The following is a 17948-nucleotide window of genomic DNA, read 5'->3' on the forward strand; positions in this document are numbered from 1 at the left end:
CCTAGGTATTTTGTGATTCACTATACTAATTATCCCTTTAGGATCGTATCTTTTGAATGAACATCTGCATACACTTTTGTAGGTAACCCCCATAGTTTAATAAATCCTACAGCTGCGTTATGATCAAATAAATCTCCTTTAGAATAAGTTGCCAGTTCTTCATTATACAAACTATGTGCAGATTCGCGGCCAACGACGACATGATTACCCTTATGAAGCTTTACACGAACTTTACCACTTACAACTTTTTGTGTTTCATTCACAAAAGCATCTAATGCGGGTTTAATTGGAGAGTACCATAATCCCTCATAAAGAATTTTGGAAAAATGCTGATCTATCATTGGTTTAAACTGTGTCACTTCACGTGGCAATGTTAAAAATTCTAATTCCTTATGAGCATTAATTAATACTAATGCTGCCGGATTTTCATACACTTCACGTGATTTAATTCCAACAAGACGATTTTCAATATGATCGATTCTTCCAATACCATGTTTGCCAGCTTTAACATTCAAATGTTCTATTAAACTGACAAGATCCATTTTTTGATCATTCAGTGCGACTGGTTCCCCATTCACAAACGAGATTTCCAAGTATTCCGGTTCATCCGGTGTTTGTTCAATGGGATTAGTCCATGCGAAAGCTTCCTCCGGTGCCTCATTCCATGGATTTTCTAAAACACCAGCTTCACAGGCTCTCCCCCAAATGTTTGCATCTATCGAAAATGGATTATCCAGATCAATAGGGATAGGAATGCCTTTTTCTTCCGCATAAGCAATTTCCTCATCACGAGTCATTCCCCATTCCCGAACAGGTGCTACCACCTTTAGCGACGGATTAAGCGCTTGAATGGAAACCTCAAAACGAACTTGATCATTTCCCTTTCCAGTACATCCATGCGCGACGGCTATCGCTCCTTCCTGTTCTGCAACTTCAACAAGTAGTTTAGAGATTAATGGACGGCTAAGTGCAGATGATAATGGATATTTTCCTTCGTAAAGAGCATTTGCCTTTAGTGCCGGTAAAATATATTCTTTTGCAAGCAATTCCTTCGCGTCAACCATGATTGCTTTTATTGCTCCCACATTTAATGCCTTTTGACGAATAGCTTCTAAATCTTTTCCTTCCCCAACATCGATACCTAGAGCAATAACATCATAGTTATATTTTTCTTGCAGCCATTTTATGGAGACAGATGTATCTAATCCGCCTGAATAGGCTAAAACAATTTTCTCTTTGCTCATCTTTATCTCTCCCTTACAATCTATAACATGTATAAATATATAATATTGTGGATTTTTATGCAACGAATCTAAAAAAATTTTTTACAATAATAACAGTTTTAAAATAGCTTTTTGTGCATGCAGACGATTTTCTGCCTCATCAAAAACAACTGAATGCGGACCATTTATTATGCTTGCAGATACCTCTTCACCGCGGTGTGCGGGTAAGCAGTGCAAAAAGATAAAATCCTTTTTCGCCAGTTTACAATTCTCTTCATTTACTTGATAAGGAGAAAATACCGTCATTCTTTCGGATACCTCGTTTTCCTGCCCCATACTGGTCCATACATCTGTTACAACCACGTCGGCGTCTTTCATCATTTCTGCAATATTATCACTTATTTTTAGTGACAATCCGTTTGTCTTTGCATCTGATACCGCCTTTTGAAAGACTTTTTTATTGGGTTCATAACCTTTAGGGCATGCAATGGAAAGGTTCATCCCTACCTTCAATGCGCCTTCCATTAAGGAATGACACATATTATTATTTCCATCCCCGACATAACACATTTTTAATCCGGATAGCTTTCCTTTCTTTTCATAAATCGTTAATAGGTCTGCTAACACTTGAGTTGGATGATGCAAATCGGTTAAGCCATTTATAACTGGGACAGAAGAATACTTTGCAAATTCCTCCACCACCTCATGTCCGTAAGTTCGGATCATAAGAGCATCCACGTATCTTGACAGAACCTTCGCCGTATCGTGTATGGTTTCTCCTCTTCCTAATTGGATATCTTTCGAGCTTAAAAAGATAGCCTCTCCTCCTAATTGGAGCATCCCAACCTCAAAGGACACTCTTGTTCTAGTCGAAGATTTTTCAAATATCATCCCCAACACTTTCCCTTTTAAATACGGAATGTTCTTACCGGCTTTGGCCATTTTTTTTAATTCCATTGCTTCTTGCAATAATGCATGAATTTCATCACTCGATAATTCCCCTAATGTTAGAAAATCCTTTCCTTTAAAACCATTTTTATCGTCTTCATTTAAATGGACAGCTAAATTAGACATTTTACATCTCCCTTTCATCAAGGCTCTTTTCTTAAAGTTTGTTGCTTTTAAAGACTGAGTCCCTATATACATCATTAAATAGGTCATGAATAAATAACCTTTATAAGAAAAGATGCCACGAAACTAAGTCCTTATTAGGAATTATAGTCATTTGCGAAAAGCAACAACCTATACGAAAACAGCCTCCATTATTCATCGTACTAAAAGTCGACTATAGTCATTTAATGCTTTGACCTGTATGTTTTTATTTTTTAATAAAGATATATAGGCTGCGAAAGTATCAACCGAAGTAAACAATGGAATGTCGTAAAGAGTAGACAGCTCTCTCATATGAAATCCTGCTTTATCCTTATTTCCACCAACAGTCGGGATAATAACGGCTGCCTCAACAGGATTATCCTTCAGAACCGTAACCAAATCTGCAAGATCTTTGGATGTTTGCGTAACCGTCAATCCGTTATATTGTAAAAATTTCGCAGTACCGGGAGTAGCAATAATATTAATCCCTTGATCATATAGCTGTTTTAATAATGGAAACATGTTATTTTTTTCCCTTTCTGCAATGGAACAAAATAAAAATGCATTGCTTGCCAAAGGCTTATTCATTACTTTTTGAAAAGCTTCTTCAAACGTACTTCCTATCCCAAGCACTTCACCTGTTGACTTCATTTCAGGTCCGACTACAGGATCCACATCCTTTAACTTATTGGATGAAAAAGCAGGTAATTTAACCGCAACAAGAGATGGTTCATCTGTAAGACCGGTAAATTGAAGGGACTGACCTAATTGGACTCGGATTGAATATTCTACCATTGGAATTCCAGTTACTTTGCTAAGGATTGGCACCGTTCGCGATGCTCTTGGGTTCACTTCCAGTACATATATTTCATCTTGGTGAATGACATATTGAATATTTGCTGACCCAACGATACCAGCTTCACAGCAAATTCTCCTTGCGTACTCTACTAAACTATTAATCTGTGTATCTGTAAGAGTCTGCGGAGGGTATACGGCAATACTGTCGCCTGAATGGACACCAGCCTTCTCAATATGCTCAAAAATTCCCGGGACAAAGACTTCTTTTCCATCACTAATGCAATCAAGCTCACATTCTAAGCCTGGAATATACGGATCTACCATTAATGGCCATGCCCTTTCATCTAAATGACCAAGAGCTTGAATATACGACTCTAATTCTTCCTTTTTATAGATAATTCGCATATACTGTCCGCCAATAACATAGGATGGGCGAACTAGTACAGGAAATCCTAACTTTTCCGCAGCTTCCAAAACCATTATTTTACTTGAAGCCATTTCCCCTTTAATATGTGGAATATTTAATTTTGTTAATAACTGATAAAATAGCTTCCGATCCTCTAACAAATCTATTTTTTCTATACTTGTTCCAAACAGTTTTACCCCAACATCCGCTAAATCATTTGCTAAATTTATTGCGGTTTGACCGCCAAATTGAATAAATACTCCCTCTGGCTTTTCTTTTTCAATTATCGAAAGAATATCTTCCACCGTGATAGGTTCAAAGTATAAACGGTCCGCTACTGAAAAATCAGTACTTACTGTTTCTGGATTATTGTTTATGACAATTGTTTCATATCCGAGCTTTTTCAAAGCGTTCACAGCATGAACAGAGGCATAATCAAACTCAATTCCTTGACCGATTCGAATTGGTCCAGACCCTATGATAATGGCCTTCTTTCGATAGGTAGTCTCCACTTCATCAAAGCCATTCCATGTTGAATAATAATAAGGGGTTACGGCTTCAAATTCGGCTGCACATGTATCAACTTGCTTATAAATTGGTTTCAAATTCCAATTATTTCTCTTTGCTCGAACTTCCTTCTCTTTACACTTCAATAGTTTAGCTAAATGAATATCACTAATATTCATTTGTTTAGCTTTTTTTAATAGAGTAAAAGAAATAGTGTCAATCGAAAATTCCTGCAGCTCCATCTCGAATTGAATCATTCCCTGCAATTTCTTTAAAAACCACTGGTCAATTTGAGTAATCTGATAAATTTCATCAAGACTCATCCCATTTCGAAAGCTTTCCGCAATAGCAAACAGCCTTAAATCTGTTGCTTCTTCCATATGTTTAGTTAATTTCTCAGAAGAAGCCCCTTCCATCATCGAATGTGTAAGACCAGACAGTTTCATTTCCAAAGAGCGCAACCCTTTATTTAATGCTCCTTCAAATGTTCTGTCAATAGCCATCGTTTCACCAGTAGCCTTCATTTGCGTTCCGAGCTTACGATCTCCTTCCGGAAACTTATCAAAAGGAAAACGTGGCAATTTCATGACCACATAATCTAGTGCCGGTTCAAAAGCAGCATACGTATTGCCTGTTACCGGGTTAAGGATTTCATCTAATTGATAGCCAACAGCACACTTCGTTGCGATTCTGGCAATCGGATAGCCTGTAGCTTTGGACGCTAATGCAGAAGATCTGCTGACACGCGGATTCACTTCAATGACATAGTACCCGTTTGAACTAGGATCTAATGCAAATTGAATATTACATCCCCCAATGATTCCTAGTGCTCGAATGATTTTTAAGGATGCATTGCGAAGAATTTGGTACTGCTCGTCAGATAATGTTTGTGACGGTGCAACGACAATTGAATCTCCTGTATGAACACCGACAGGATCGAGATTTTCCATATTACACACGATGATGCACGTATCATTTGCATCTCGTATGACTTCATATTCGACCTCTTTCCAGCCTTTGATACTTTTTTCAATCAGTACTTGATGGATTGGGCTCACTTTTAACCCTTTGTGAAGAACCTTTTCCAGTTCCAGATCGTTCGCTGCAAAACCGCCGCCTGCACCGCCGAGAGTGTAAGCGGGACGGATAATAAGTGGATAACCAGATACTTTTGCAAATTCCATTCCTTCATCCATCGTGTGAATGATTTTAGATTGTGGAATGGGCTCTTTAATCTCTTCCATTAAACGTTTAAATTGGTCGCGATCCTCAGCCTTACGAATCGAATCCACCGGTGTTCCTAACAGCTTCACTTGATATTTTTCAAGAATGTGTTTTTCATAGAGCTGGACCGTCAGATTTAAGCCTGTTTGCCCTCCTAATGTTCCGATTATTCCTTGCGGTTTTTCCTTTTTTATGATTTCTTCAATCGTTTCAATGGTCATTGGCTCAATATAGATTCGATCCGCAATCGTTTCATCTGTCATAATGGTAGCTGGATTACTATTTAATAAAACGACCTCAATCCCCTCTTCCTTTAAAGCCAGACAGGCTTGAGTCCCCGCATAATCAAACTCTGCCGCTTGCCCAATGACGATGGGACCTGAACCAATAACCAACACTTTCTTTATTTCTTTATTGAATGGCATATGACAAAACTCCCGTTGTTCCATTTAAAATTCGGATAAATTGATCAAAAATAAATTCTGTATCCTGCGGTCCCGGATGAGCCTCAGGATGAAATTGGACCGTATAGATTGGTAATGTCCTATGTGAAAGACCTTCCACGGTTCCATCGTTCACATGACGGTATGTGATACTGAATAGATCACCATTTATTGTTTCATCCACCACAACATATCCATGATTTTGGGAGGTCATCATTACTTTTCCGGTCTCAAGCTCCTTTACCGGATGATTAGCTCCACGATGTCCGTATGGCAGTTTTTTTGTTTGGGAACCATATGCTAATGCAATTAATTGATGCCCTAAGCAAATGCCGAGGGTGGGGTAAGCAGCACTAATTTTTTTAATATCCGGCAGCCATTTTTTCATTGCCATTGGATTCCCCGGACCATTGCTTAATACAACTCCATCTGGATACATTTTATCTATTTGTTCCAAAGTATAATGATATGGTACAACCGTCACTTTACAGTTTCGCTTTAACAAATAGGTCAATATGGACTTTTTGCAACCGAAATCCATTAGAACAATATGCGGTCCATCGTTTTCATAGGTAATTACAGTCTTCGTAGATACTTTTTTTATATAAAAAGGGTCCGATACATTTGGGAAAGAAACGTTTTTATCTTTTGAAATAATCCCTTTAACCGTACCGCGGTTGCGAATCGTTTTCACGAGTGCCCTTGTATCGACTCCTGTTAAAAACGGGAGATCCTTCTTCTCTAATATTTCTCCAACTGAACTGTTAGATTTAAAGTGATTTGGCGTTTGCGAAATTTCATTTGTTACAATTCCCTTTGCATAATAATCATTACTTTCATGATCGAATGGGTTCATTCCGTAATTACCGATTAACGGATAACAAAAAACGATGATCTGCCCTGCATAGGAAGGATCCGTCATAATTTCTTGATAGCCTGTCATACTCGTATTAAACACCACTTCACCAATAGTGTTTTCGGTTGTTTGACCATATAAAAGACCGGGGAAAATTTCACCCGTTTCTAAGATGAGATATCCGTTTTCCAATCTTATCTCTCCATTTTCGCTAGGATTTTTTTAAAGCTTATTAAAAACAGATCCATTTCTTCATTCGTTACGGTTAATGGTGGTAAAAGACGAACCACGTTTTCTCCCGCAGTTAAAATTAAGAGTTTTTCCTCTCGTGCTAACTCAACCAAATATCCTGCATTTTCCAACACTATTCCAATAAGCAATCCTCTTCCCCGCACTTCTTTGATTTGCGGATAGACGGTTTTCAACTTTTCCAGTTCTGAAAAGAAATATTTGCTTTGACTCTGAACGTGCCCGAGAACTTCATTACTAAGAATATATTGGACAGTTGCAAGCCCAGCCGTTGATGCAAGCGGGTTTCCACCAAAAGTGCTGCCATGTGTGCCTGGTCCAAATGCCTTTGCAACATGTTCCTTCGCAAGCATTGCTCCAATGGGAAAGCCTGACCCTAAACCTTTTGCCGAGGTAATAATATCCGGTTCAAAATTATATTGCTCATAAGCAAATAGTGTACCAGTTCGCCCCATTCCTGTTTGTACTTCGTCTACAATGATTAAAATGTCATTACATTTACTGATGGATACGAGTTTCTCGATCCATTCCTTATCAGCCGGTATTACTCCGCCTTCCCCCTGAACTAATTCAAGCATAACTGCTGCTGGAGATTGATTCTTCAAGTAGTCCAAAGCAGAGCTATCATTGTATGGCAAATAGGTAAAACCTTCCAATAATGGCTCAAACCCTTTTTGAATCTTCTCTTGACCAGTCGCTGAAAGTGTTGCCATGGTTCTGCCATGAAAGGATTGCTTAAAAGTAACAATTTCCGGATTATTTATTTGCTTTATTTGACTAGCGTAAAGACGTGCTAATTTTATTGCTGCTTCATTTGCCTCTGCTCCACTATTGCAGAAAAAAGCCACATCGAAACAGCTATTTTCCGTTAAAATTTGTGCTAAGTCTTCTTGTATTTTGATTTGATAAAGATTCGAGCAATGCCATAGTTGATCAAGTTGGTTGACGAGTGCATTTTTTACTGCCTCAGGAACATGACCAAGATTACACGTAGCAATTCCTGAGGTAAAGTCTAAATATTGGTTTCCATTTTCATCCCACACAAAGCTTCCTTTTCCCTTTGCAATCGAAAGCGGAGCCCGCTTATAGGTATTCATCAATGAGGATGTTTTAAGCATCTGCAAATTCCTCCTCCAAACAAACTAAAGTACCAATTGGTTCCTTCTTTACATATTTGATTAGGTTATCTTCTTCTAAGCCATTCATGATCACAAACTCTTTAACCCCTTGTTCGATACAATCAATAGCCGCTTTTACCTTTGGAATCATCCCTCCTTTAATGACACCATTTTCAACATATTCTTCTATTTGTGTTTTTGTAATTGTTGACAGTACTTTTTTATCCTTCATTACACCTGGTACATCCGTGATCATACAGATTGGTGCATGAAATGCTTTAGATAATGCAGCGGCGACTTCATCTGCGTTAATATTAAGCGGTCTATTGTTTTGATCGACTGCAACTGGGGAGATGACCGGAATATACAAATCATGCAGCAATAAATCTAGTAAGCTTTTATTTATCGAAACAATTTCACCTACCAAACCAACTTTTTCATGGTTTGCCACAAGTTTCGCCTCCAACAGCTTTCCATCCGCTCCGCTTAATCCAATTCCTTTTGCTCCTGCAGCTAATAGGTTTCTTACTATTTGTTTATTAGCAGTACCTGATAACACCATTTCCACCACTTCTAAAACAGGTTCATTTGTCACCCTGAGTCCATCGATAAATTTCGTTTCCATTTGTAATTTATCCAGTATCGTTGACACTTTAGGACCCCCGCCATGAACAATAATAGGTTTAATATGATAATCAGTTTGCAATACAGCTACATTTTGATAAAAGGAGTCAGGCAATTTTTCTGCAATACTGCCCCCACACTTAATAATTAAATAACACATGTAAAATCCTCCAACTTCTCATGTACGGTATGAAGCGTTAATTTTGACATAGTCATAGGATAAGTCACATCCCCATGCAGTTGCAGCTCCATGCCCTTCTCCTAGATCAACAAAGATTTGAATGGTTTCCGATTGTAAATATTGCTTTGCCTCTACTTCAGAGAATGGTGCAGGCAAGCCATTTTCTACTACTTTGATTTCCCCAAGTGAAACTGTTAATAGGTCTGGATTTACGATGACACCGCTATAACCTATCGCATTGACAATTCTTCCCCAATTCGCATCCTCTCCAAAAATAGCCGCTTTCACTAAGTTTGAGCCAATGATGGATTTACTAATAATTTTTGCATCAATAGAAGATTTTGCCCCGTAGACATGAGCTTCAACTAGCTTAGTTGCCCCTTCACCATCACGGGCAATTTGTTTGGCAAGTGATGTGCAAATCTCTTTTAATCCTTCTAAAAATACTGGCCACTCAGGATGGGATTCCGACAATTCTTGATTGCCTGCAAGCCCGTTGGCCATTATAAGCACCATATCATTCGTACTTGTATCACCATCCACGGTAATCATGTTAAAGGTCTCGTTTACCGTCATTTTAAGTGCTTGCTGCAAGGATGAAGGATTTATCTTTGCATCGGTTGTTATAAATCCAAGCATCGTTGCCATATTTGGATGAATCATTCCTGATCCTTTAGCGGTTCCGCCTATAGTAACATAACGATCATCAATGAATAGAGAGACACATGCATGTTTCACAAATGTATCTGTCGTAAGAATGGCTTCACTAAAGCCCTCTGCATGATGAATTTCGTCAACTTTCGGAATTTGTGTAATACCAGATTTTATCTTATCCATTGGCAGCTGCTCCCCAATTACTCCCGTTGAACAAACAGCAACCTCATACTCTTGTAAATTTACTTGTTCTGCGAACCATTTTCTCATTAAAAAAGCGTTCTGTATGCCTACTTCCCCTGTGCACGCATTAGCGTTTCCGGAATTGATAATAACCCCCTGTAAAAATGGGGAAAAAGCTAAACTTTCTTGCGTAACCTTCAAAGGCGCAGCTTGAAACTGGTTGGTTGTATAAACAGCAGCTGATACAGCAGGCACCTGGGAATAAAGCCAGCCAAGATCCTTTCTTTTCCTTTTTAATCCACTATGCATTCCTCCTGCCTGGAAGCCAATTGGAGTTGCAACATTTCCATTTTTTATTTTCATAATGCTTTCTTTATCTAGTTCAATGTGTTTGCCTTTAACCATTACATTCCCTCCAGAAATTCCTTTTATCATTTCACCATCATGGATAGATTGGGATTCCATTTAACCCTGTCCTTTCATCCCAACCGGCTATAACATTTAAATTTTGAATAGCCTGACCTGCCGCCCCTTTTACTAAATTATCGATTACAGAAATAATGGTTATCCTCCCCGTTCTCTCATCAACATTTAACCCGATATCACAATAATTTGAACCATATACTTCCTTTGTTGATGGCAACTTATCTTTCGGTCTAATACGAATAAAGCTTTCTTCTAAATACGTTTCTTGATAGAGTTCCAACATTTCTTCTAAACTCATATTTTTCTTTAAATTTGCATATATCGTACACATAATTCCCCTTGTCATCGGAATTAAATGAGTTGTGAAGGTCACAGTAGCCGGAAATCCGCAAATATTTTGAATTTCTTGCTCGATTTCTGGGATATGCTGATGCTTTCCAAGTTTATAAGCTGTCACATTTTCATTAACTTCTGAGAATAGACTCCCTACATTTGGTTTTCTTCCAGCACCAGAGACTCCTGATTTTCCGTCAATGATGATGGAATTCATATTGATTACATTCGCTTTTAAAATTGGTGCGAGCCCAAGAAGGGTGGCAGTTGGGTAGCATCCTGGATTGGCAATTAATGTTGCCTTCTTTATTTCATTACGATTTATTTCCGTTAACCCATAAACGGATTTCTGCAAGTCTTCTATATTTGCAGATTTGTTTTTATACCATTTTTCGTATAAGTATTCATCTTTCAAACGAAAGTCCCCTGATAAATCAATGCAAATAATATCCCTCTCTATAAGTTGGGGGATGATCTCTTTTGAAACTCCTGATGGAGTAGCAAAAAACAAAACATCTACTTTACTTTGTATTTCGTCTGGATTCCATTCCTCTAATGACTTTTCAAATATATAATGAAAATGTTTATATTGGTCTGTTAATAGAGACCCCTTCGTGGAATTTGATATTAACATTTCGATTTCTACATTTGGATGCTGATGTAATAAACGTATAAGCTCGGCACCCCCGTATCCATTGGCGCCAATAATACCAACCTTCACCCGTTTCATCTCCTATAAAACAATTTCGTATTTTTGTATTATTATAAACACACAGGAATATTTATGCAATGAATTTTATAAAAATAGTTAAATATCACTATTTTTTTATTATAAATAACCACTGATTATGTATAAATATAAAAAAGAGCTGTCACCAATTGGTGACAGCTCTTTTTTAAGATTTAACTATTCTTCGCTTTATTTTTAAATTGTTCATAACTACTTTGCAATTCTTGCAAACGGCGTTTTCCATCTTCACGATTGCGGACATTTTCTTGTTCAATTGCTTGGGTTTCCTCCAACCCCTTCATAATAATACTCCAAGTTTCTTCAATTGTTTCTATTTTAATGCTGGAGCTTCCGGCAAGGCGTGCAATTTCTGCAGATTGAGCGGAAACATTTTGTGCATTTCTTATCAACATTTCATTCGTTCTTCTATCTAATTCATTCATGGAATCCGCCACTAGTTTTTGTCGTTTCGCTGCTATTGCGTTAATTAAGCCTGTTTTAAAAATTGGTATCGTCGTAACAAACGCGGAATTAATTTTAGCAATAAGCTTTGTATTCCCTCTTTGCAACATCCTGATTTGTGGAGCCGATTGAAAGGCTACTTGCTTTGCCATTTCTAAATCATATGCACGTTGCTCAAGTAGTTCCACAGCATTTCGCACTGAATCTAATTCCATTTGGGCAAGCTGATCCATATTTGCAGCACGGCTTTCCAGTTGCGGAAGCACATTATTCCTAATGTCCTCGATTTTTAATTCTGCAGCAACAATATACTTTTCCAGCTCCATGTAATAATTAAAATTTTCCTCGTACAATTGCTCTAACGTTACAGTAGAATTTTTCATTTCCGTTTCATATTTTTTGATTTCAACATATACTTTGTCAATTTCACTGCCCATCGTTTGATATTTTGCCATGATTTTTTCGATAAATTTCTTGCCTTTTCCAAACATTTTGGAGAAAAGACCCTTGTCCTCAACAAAATCCTTGCTGTCAAACTTGTCCATAATTTTACCTAAGTGCTTTAACAACGCACTTGATTCTTCCATACTGCTTGATTTTATCGAATTTAACACGCGGCCAGAAAAAGCAGATATTTGATTAGCAGGTTCCTTCCCAAATTCTAATAAAGCCAGCTGATCTTTTGTATCAATTTCCTGAGCTAAATGGACAACCTCTGGATCATTACGTAATTGTAATTTCAAATCGTTTGGATTCTGCAGTACTTCTTCCTTTTTTTCGAGATTGAGAGTTTGTAATTCATTCACATTTACTGACATTCTACTTTTCACCTTTTTCTAAAATAATTTATGAATAAATTTTTTAATCAATACACTTGGTTTATTACGATGCTTTTCTAAATTCTCCTCAAAACTAACTTCTTCTAACCAATGAGAATCAAAAATGGAGGAGTCGATAAATAATTCAATATCATTTTGTCCAGTAGGATTATACAGTAATATATCTATTCCCATTTCATTTAACAATAACAGCAGTGCCGCATCACTTCTATTTATCTCTCCACTGCTGCCATTATTATAAATCACGATTCTTGGAACCGTCTGTGAATAATCAAATTGCTGTAGTAGCTTGATTATCGTATCTGGAATCTCCATAACAGCAGAAAACATATAAAGTTTTAATTGTTCCTCTGTTTCATGCTCCAATTTAGTAAGCAATGCTTTATCTACATATCTTGAAATGGCTGAAGCAAGTCCAATCTGAAGTCCCTCTGGCATTTGTTTATATCTCCACCAGTTTCCTTTTACCATTTTCATTGGATCCAGTTTTCCATTTGTTAATGCATTTTGATAATGATGTAACTGATTTCCTTTTACCGGACTTGTTATTGGAAAACGGATATGCAAAGATGATAAATCAAAATCCGTTATTTCTTGTACTCTGCCCCAATATTCCTTTTGATTAGTTGATATCCCTAATACCTTTGCAAAAATACTTGGAATATAGACCGTTTCATTTTTCACTTCAAAACTTGGCCTTATAAAAGCTTTTTCCCTCATGATCAGAAAAATTTCATCGTAGGTCGTCTTTAGTGTGATCGATTGCGGCTTATAGGAACGAAATTGCCACGGTCTATATAGCAATGAATTGTCTGAATGAAGCACTCTTTCCATTTCCTGCGAAGCTTTTTTAGCAACAGTAGATTTTCTTACAGGCTTGTCCTCCGGAAATTCCATTAATGGCTTTACAGAAGGATAAGTAAAAACACTAATAGAATCATCCTTAAAATCTTTTAAAACATCCTTTCCTTCCGGATGAAAAAGCAACACATCAAAGCCTAGTAAAATCAAAAAGTATAAAAAATAGCTCTGGCTTTTAGTGGCATCTCCATACCATACTACTCTTGGAACTTCCCTCTTCAAATCTATGTCTTTAACCCAAAGATTGATATGATTCCAAGACCATTTAACGGTATCCACAATTAATCTGCGAAAATCAGGATGTAATAAATCGGGATGATTATCCTGGTATATTTGCAGCAGCTGAATATAAGCTGACCTATAATGTCTGTACCAATCCCCTTTGTCTTTTAAAGGAAGCAGTTTTTCGCCCTCCATGAATGCAACAAATCGGTTAATAGATAATCCTTTTTGATCATGGTGAATATTCATGATCCTTTGGATAGATTGGAACATATCATTGGAGATAGCCTTATCCAACTCCTTATCCAGATGATGAACTGGAAAATCCGCTTCATGAACAAGTGAATACAAAAATTCAAGATAATCCTCTTCATCCATAGGACAGCCCATAAATTTTCCCGTTACTTGTATATATTTGACTTGACCATCAGCGTCCAAATACTGACCTCTTTCTGATAAAGGGAGGCCAAATAAACTCTGCCAATCCTGTTGTTCGAGGTCAACCTTTATAGGGTGAATATTCACAGCAGGTCCATTCCTTTCAAAAAGTCCTAATATCTATTTAAAAATTTCAGAAGCATGTCTGTATAATACTTTTTAATTAGATGCATACTAATAAGAATATAGACTATTTTGGAGGTCTATTTGTATGTTCAAATACAAAATCAACCAGAAGATCACAGAAGAAGTAAAAGGATTGGTAAACGAAATGTTTCAATTTAAAATCCTTTTGTTTTTTGAGTTCGTCGGATTTTCCTTATTATTTTCATTTGTAACAGAAACAATGATAAGTCCAAAACCCAACTTTCTTCTTGTATTTATCCCATTTCTCATCACAGTTATACTGCTATACTGGATTACGAAAAGTATAAGAGTAAAAAAATAACCTATGCTACTTAACCTGTTTTATGATTCCACAACAGGAGTAGGACATTTCTTGATATTCTTCAATCGGTACTTTCCGTTCATTTGCTAACAATAAAATATGGGATACATTTTTATCCATTATATCACGAACAAGTATTTTCCATGGCAGCCTTCTTAACAATACTCTCGTTGTTTCACCTACTCCAGGTTTTATTAGATTCATATCCTCTATTTTAAACCGTTTTTGAATAGTATGTACTTCCCTTAATCCCTTCCAATTTGGTTCAGCCATTTTGGAAGGCGATATTTCCTGACCCAAGATTGAATCAAATTGTTTCGAAATTTCATCTACATAATAATTCGATACGTCATGTTCATAAAGTTCCTGATAAAATTTGGCACCATGAAAATCATGTTTGTTTAGAAGTTCACGATTTAATACGGTTCTGCTAATTAATCCTGATACAGTTGCATTTAAACAAGCATTTGGAATGAGAAAATCTTCTCTAGTCCCATAAATATTGGCGCAATGTCCCGGATCGGCTAAGACCGCTAGCGAATCAGAGATGTTTGTTTGATCGTTATGATTAATCTTATGTATTGATTTATCAAGCTCCAGTTTAATTGCTCCTTTGCCAGTCCAGCCATCAATAAATTGAAAATCATAGTCAGGATAATTCATACTCAGGTATCTAATGGCATTTTCATCAATACCTCGCCCTCTGATAATCGAAATACTATAATGGGGTAATGAAATTTGGTACTTTGCAAAAATATATCTTTTCACTAATATGCCAATTGGTGTTCCTGCCCTTGCTAATGAAACTAATAGTGTTTTCTTCCCTTTTTGCCTTAAAATTTGCTCCGCAATAATCTGAACCGCTCCAGCAATTTTCTCTTTATAAGCATGTAATGATGCTAAGAAGAAATTCTTATATTCCTCAGAAGGTTCAAATTCCATTGGAAGCATTTCAGAATAATGCTTTCCGGACTGAATCAATTCTTCCTTATCCATCGTTGAAGTTTCATACATCTTTTCACTTATATCTTTAAGCAAAAAAATGACATCATCATTGGAATAGGTTCCAAAAGGTTTACTGTGGACCATTTGCATGAATAACATCATCCTTTCTTGTGCTTAAAGTAACAACATACACATATTGAAATAGACTAGCTAATTGGGATAAAAGCGGTGACATATTTCCTTCGACAAGTTCTCTTTCAAAAAAGACAAATACCTCGCTATAAAGGTGTGGCTCAATTTGATAAAAATAATTTTGGATAGAATAATCTTCAGGACTGGGAAATGTGTATTTACTCTGTATCAAATAATCCTCGTTACGAGAAACAAATATTGGGCTTCTCGTCGTTGATTGAAAATAAACTTCTTTGCCCATTAGCGCTGCAATTTTCATTGGTAGGTACATCAGCTCTCCATTTCCTAAGCAAAGCGTTTTTCCACCGGAACGAAATGGTACTAATTTTTGAGCTATTGAATGAATATAATGGGTAAACTCTTCATTTTCTGAACTATACAACCCAAACCTTCCCGTTTGCCACAAATAATTTGAAGCCGATGAATTGTGATAATATGGCGAGGTAGATGTGTTTATATCAGATAAATCAATCGGAACAATCTTGCCAAATTTATCCGATTGGTGTTGGTATGTTTCTTTCTTCATCTTTTCATCCTTACAATCAACTTCTATCTCCCCGCTGATTAGTGATACAACATGGATTTCAATTCCCATATTGCTTTCCAATCGACGAAATTGATCTATACTTTCTTCATTTCGCCAATCTAATAAAGTAAGAACCGTGTAGCTTTTACGAGGAAATTCACTTTGGATTGCATGAATAATGTTTAAAATGGTATTTCCGGTAGTAAGCTCATCATCAATGAATACAATAGGATTTTGATTTTCTATTTGATTACGTTCAATATAGCAATAGTGAGAGGTTGCATGTGAATGCTCCTCTTCAAAATGAATTATTGATTCCTTATTCTCTATCTTTTCCCTTGTAGTATGAAAGAAAAAAGCATTTTGAAAGTTATCAAATACACCATGTCCTAATGCAGTAGCAGTTTCTGCAAATCCAATAAATATCGTACTTTGTGGCAATTTATATGGTTTTATCTCAATATTTGAACCAAATTGAGTAATAGATTCCAAAAAGCCATTTCGCTTCAACGTAAATTGTTCGTCTTCTATATGTAATATTTCCTTCATATACTTACTGGCTAACAAAGAACTAGCAAGTATTGAAGTAATCGGATTTACGGGAAGATGCTTTCCAAGTACTTTGCTGACAAATAAAAAAGATCTTTTCTTATTAATTCTGGCTGCCATTTGGAATAAGGCCGTAGGAGAAATCTGAAAATCATTCCTCGTTATTTTAACTTTTAAGGATAAATTATTTAGTATTTTATAAGTGTACTCGTTCATTAAACTGGAGGAGTTGGATAAAACTTTGCTGCTCATGTAGCACCCCGTAAACTTTAGATTTCAACAATATTTTTCTCGCCCAATGATAATGTGGCTTTACTTCATTCATTTTGTTATGAAAGACGCTTGCAATAACCCCATTCTGAGAATGAAAATGATGCATAATGGAAAGGGAATCCATGTACTCTTCATGTGTAACAGCATTTAAAGCATTAACTAGTTTAATATGAGAGGGGTGGATAATTGTTTTTCCGACCATTCCATTGCTTTTATCAAGAAGAATTTCCTGAATAAATGCTTCATGGTATTCATTATCGATAGGAAAAGAGAATTCTAATCGATTTCTGTCATTGGTATTATTATGTTTCATGTTGGGACCAGATGATTGAAAATACTCCCAAACAGGGCCTGAAACAACATACTCTTGATCCACTCTTCCAAAAAAATTCATAATATCTGCAATACAATCTCGAATAACTGCAATATCATAAATTACAGTATTACAATCTCTCCTAATTCCAAAAAGGCCTGAAAAATCGGTTGCCCCAATCCTAATATTTAGAATAATTTCATCATAGAGGTCTAGTATTTTCTTTATGGATAACAATGTTTCCATTCTTGATTCTCTATAAATTACCTCTTTTGTTTCCAATATTGGTAATGCATAAAGGGATAAGCCATATGTATTATTAACCATTACAATTTGGTCAAGAAACTCCTTGCCATTATCAACATTAAACTTTGGCAATACAAATCCACTTAAAATAGTCGAAGCAGCACCAAGATCTCCCACAAGCTTTTTAATTTGAAACGGATTCCTAACTCGTATAAAAATAAGCGGAAGATTACTTTGAGAAAATTGCATACTGCGGACGGCTGTGTAAAGCGTTTGTAGTTGAACAATACTATTGATTTCTGCAGATTCAACCTCATCGTCGCTTATAGAATCTTCTAAACAAATAACCATGGAAGTAAGTCCCGCATATTGGCCATTTAAAAATTTACCAGTTAGGATATCATTAGAAATTTGTGTTCTTGTTCCAGGCATATATAGAGTTCCACCAAGAGCATTAGCCAATATTTCCTTTGGTGAATCCTTGTTCCAACTTTCAGGAGAGACGTGAAAAATTGACTTACATTGATCATCGGAAAGATATTGAAAATGTCTCATAAAAAACTCTCCTATTCTAGTAATATCCTGAC

General features: G+C 36.5%; 14 protein-coding genes. 1 reads left to right on the plus strand and 13 read right to left on the minus strand.

Features of this window, described 5'->3' with window-relative positions; translation table 11 throughout:
• Nucleotides 1–29 precede the first annotated feature (29 nt).
• The 10 genes from AN964_RS13735 to AN964_RS13780 form a co-directional block, all read right to left on the minus strand.
• Entirely contained in the window at nucleotides 30–1244 is a 1215-nt protein-coding gene (locus AN964_RS13735) for an argininosuccinate synthase (RefSeq protein WP_055740222.1), read from the minus strand.
• Between the two features lie 81 nt (nucleotides 1245–1325).
• On the minus strand, nucleotides 1326–2297 hold the full coding sequence (gene argF / locus AN964_RS13740) for an ornithine carbamoyltransferase (RefSeq protein WP_055740223.1): 972 nt from the start codon (nucleotides 2295–2297) through the stop codon (nucleotides 1326–1328).
• 192 nt (nucleotides 2298–2489) lie between these two features.
• On the minus strand, nucleotides 2490–5675 hold the full coding sequence (gene carB / locus AN964_RS13745) for a carbamoyl-phosphate synthase (glutamine-hydrolyzing) large subunit (RefSeq protein ID WP_055740224.1): 3186 nt from the start codon (nucleotides 5673–5675) through the stop codon (nucleotides 2490–2492).
• Complete coding sequence (locus AN964_RS13750) at nucleotides 5662–6741, minus strand: carbamoyl phosphate synthase small subunit (RefSeq protein ID WP_055740225.1); 1080 nt, start codon at nucleotides 6739–6741, stop codon at nucleotides 5662–5664. The genes carB and AN964_RS13750 overlap by 14 nt, the downstream gene beginning before the upstream one ends.
• A 2-nt stretch (nucleotides 6742–6743) precedes the next feature.
• Nucleotides 6744–7916, minus strand: a complete 1173-nt coding sequence (argD, locus tag AN964_RS13755; protein WP_055740226.1) for an acetylornithine transaminase — start codon at nucleotides 7914–7916, stop codon at nucleotides 6744–6746.
• Nucleotides 7909–8700 carry an acetylglutamate kinase gene (gene argB, locus AN964_RS13760; protein ID WP_055740227.1) on the minus strand — a complete coding sequence of 264 codons (792 nt, stop codon included), beginning with the start codon at nucleotides 8698–8700 and terminating at the stop codon, nucleotides 7909–7911. Before argB ends, argD begins: the two co-directional genes overlap by 8 nt.
• Before the next feature lie 18 nt (nucleotides 8701–8718).
• A complete protein-coding gene (gene argJ, locus AN964_RS13765) occupies nucleotides 8719–9963 on the minus strand; it encodes a bifunctional ornithine acetyltransferase/N-acetylglutamate synthase (RefSeq protein WP_152982388.1) in 1245 nt (414 codons plus the stop codon).
• Between the two features lie 37 nt (nucleotides 9964–10000).
• On the minus strand, nucleotides 10001–11047 hold the full coding sequence (argC, locus tag AN964_RS13770) for an N-acetyl-gamma-glutamyl-phosphate reductase (protein WP_187356655.1): 1047 nt from the start codon (nucleotides 11045–11047) through the stop codon (nucleotides 10001–10003).
• A gap of 173 nt (nucleotides 11048–11220) precedes the next feature.
• Nucleotides 11221–12327: a toxic anion resistance protein gene (locus tag AN964_RS13775; protein WP_055740229.1), complete on the minus strand. Its 1107-nt coding sequence runs from the start codon at nucleotides 12325–12327 to the stop codon at nucleotides 11221–11223.
• A gap of 18 nt (nucleotides 12328–12345) precedes the next feature.
• Nucleotides 12346–13956: a YceG family protein gene (locus AN964_RS13780; RefSeq protein WP_152982389.1), complete on the minus strand. Its 1611-nt coding sequence runs from the start codon at nucleotides 13954–13956 to the stop codon at nucleotides 12346–12348.
• Between the two features lie 124 nt (nucleotides 13957–14080).
• Between AN964_RS13780 and AN964_RS13785 the strand changes: the two genes are divergently transcribed.
• A complete protein-coding gene (locus tag AN964_RS13785) occupies nucleotides 14081–14317 on the plus strand; it encodes a hypothetical protein (protein WP_055740230.1) in 237 nt (78 codons plus the stop codon).
• A 6-nt stretch (nucleotides 14318–14323) separates the two neighbouring features.
• Here the strand turns inward: AN964_RS13785 and AN964_RS13790 are convergent, their stop codons facing one another.
• Genes AN964_RS13790 through AN964_RS13800 form a run of 3 tightly spaced genes read right to left on the minus strand, consistent with a single transcriptional unit; the run spans nucleotide 14324 to nucleotide 17916 of the window.
• Nucleotides 14324–15412: a cysteine protease StiP family protein gene (locus AN964_RS13790; RefSeq protein ID WP_055740231.1), complete on the minus strand. Its 1089-nt coding sequence runs from the start codon at nucleotides 15410–15412 to the stop codon at nucleotides 14324–14326.
• Entirely contained in the window at nucleotides 15393–16781 is a 1389-nt protein-coding gene (locus AN964_RS13795; protein WP_055740232.1) for a phosphoribosyltransferase family protein, read from the minus strand. Before AN964_RS13795 ends, AN964_RS13790 begins: the two co-directional genes overlap by 20 nt.
• A complete protein-coding gene (locus AN964_RS13800; RefSeq protein WP_055740233.1) occupies nucleotides 16726–17916 on the minus strand; it encodes an HpcH/HpaI aldolase/citrate lyase family protein in 1191 nt (396 codons plus the stop codon). Before AN964_RS13800 ends, AN964_RS13795 begins: the two co-directional genes overlap by 56 nt.
• Between the last annotated feature and the right edge of the window lie 32 nt (nucleotides 17917–17948).

This window comes from Heyndrickxia shackletonii, assembly GCF_001420715.1.
GTDB lineage: Bacteria > Bacillota > Bacilli > Bacillales > Bacillaceae_C > Margalitia > Margalitia shackletonii.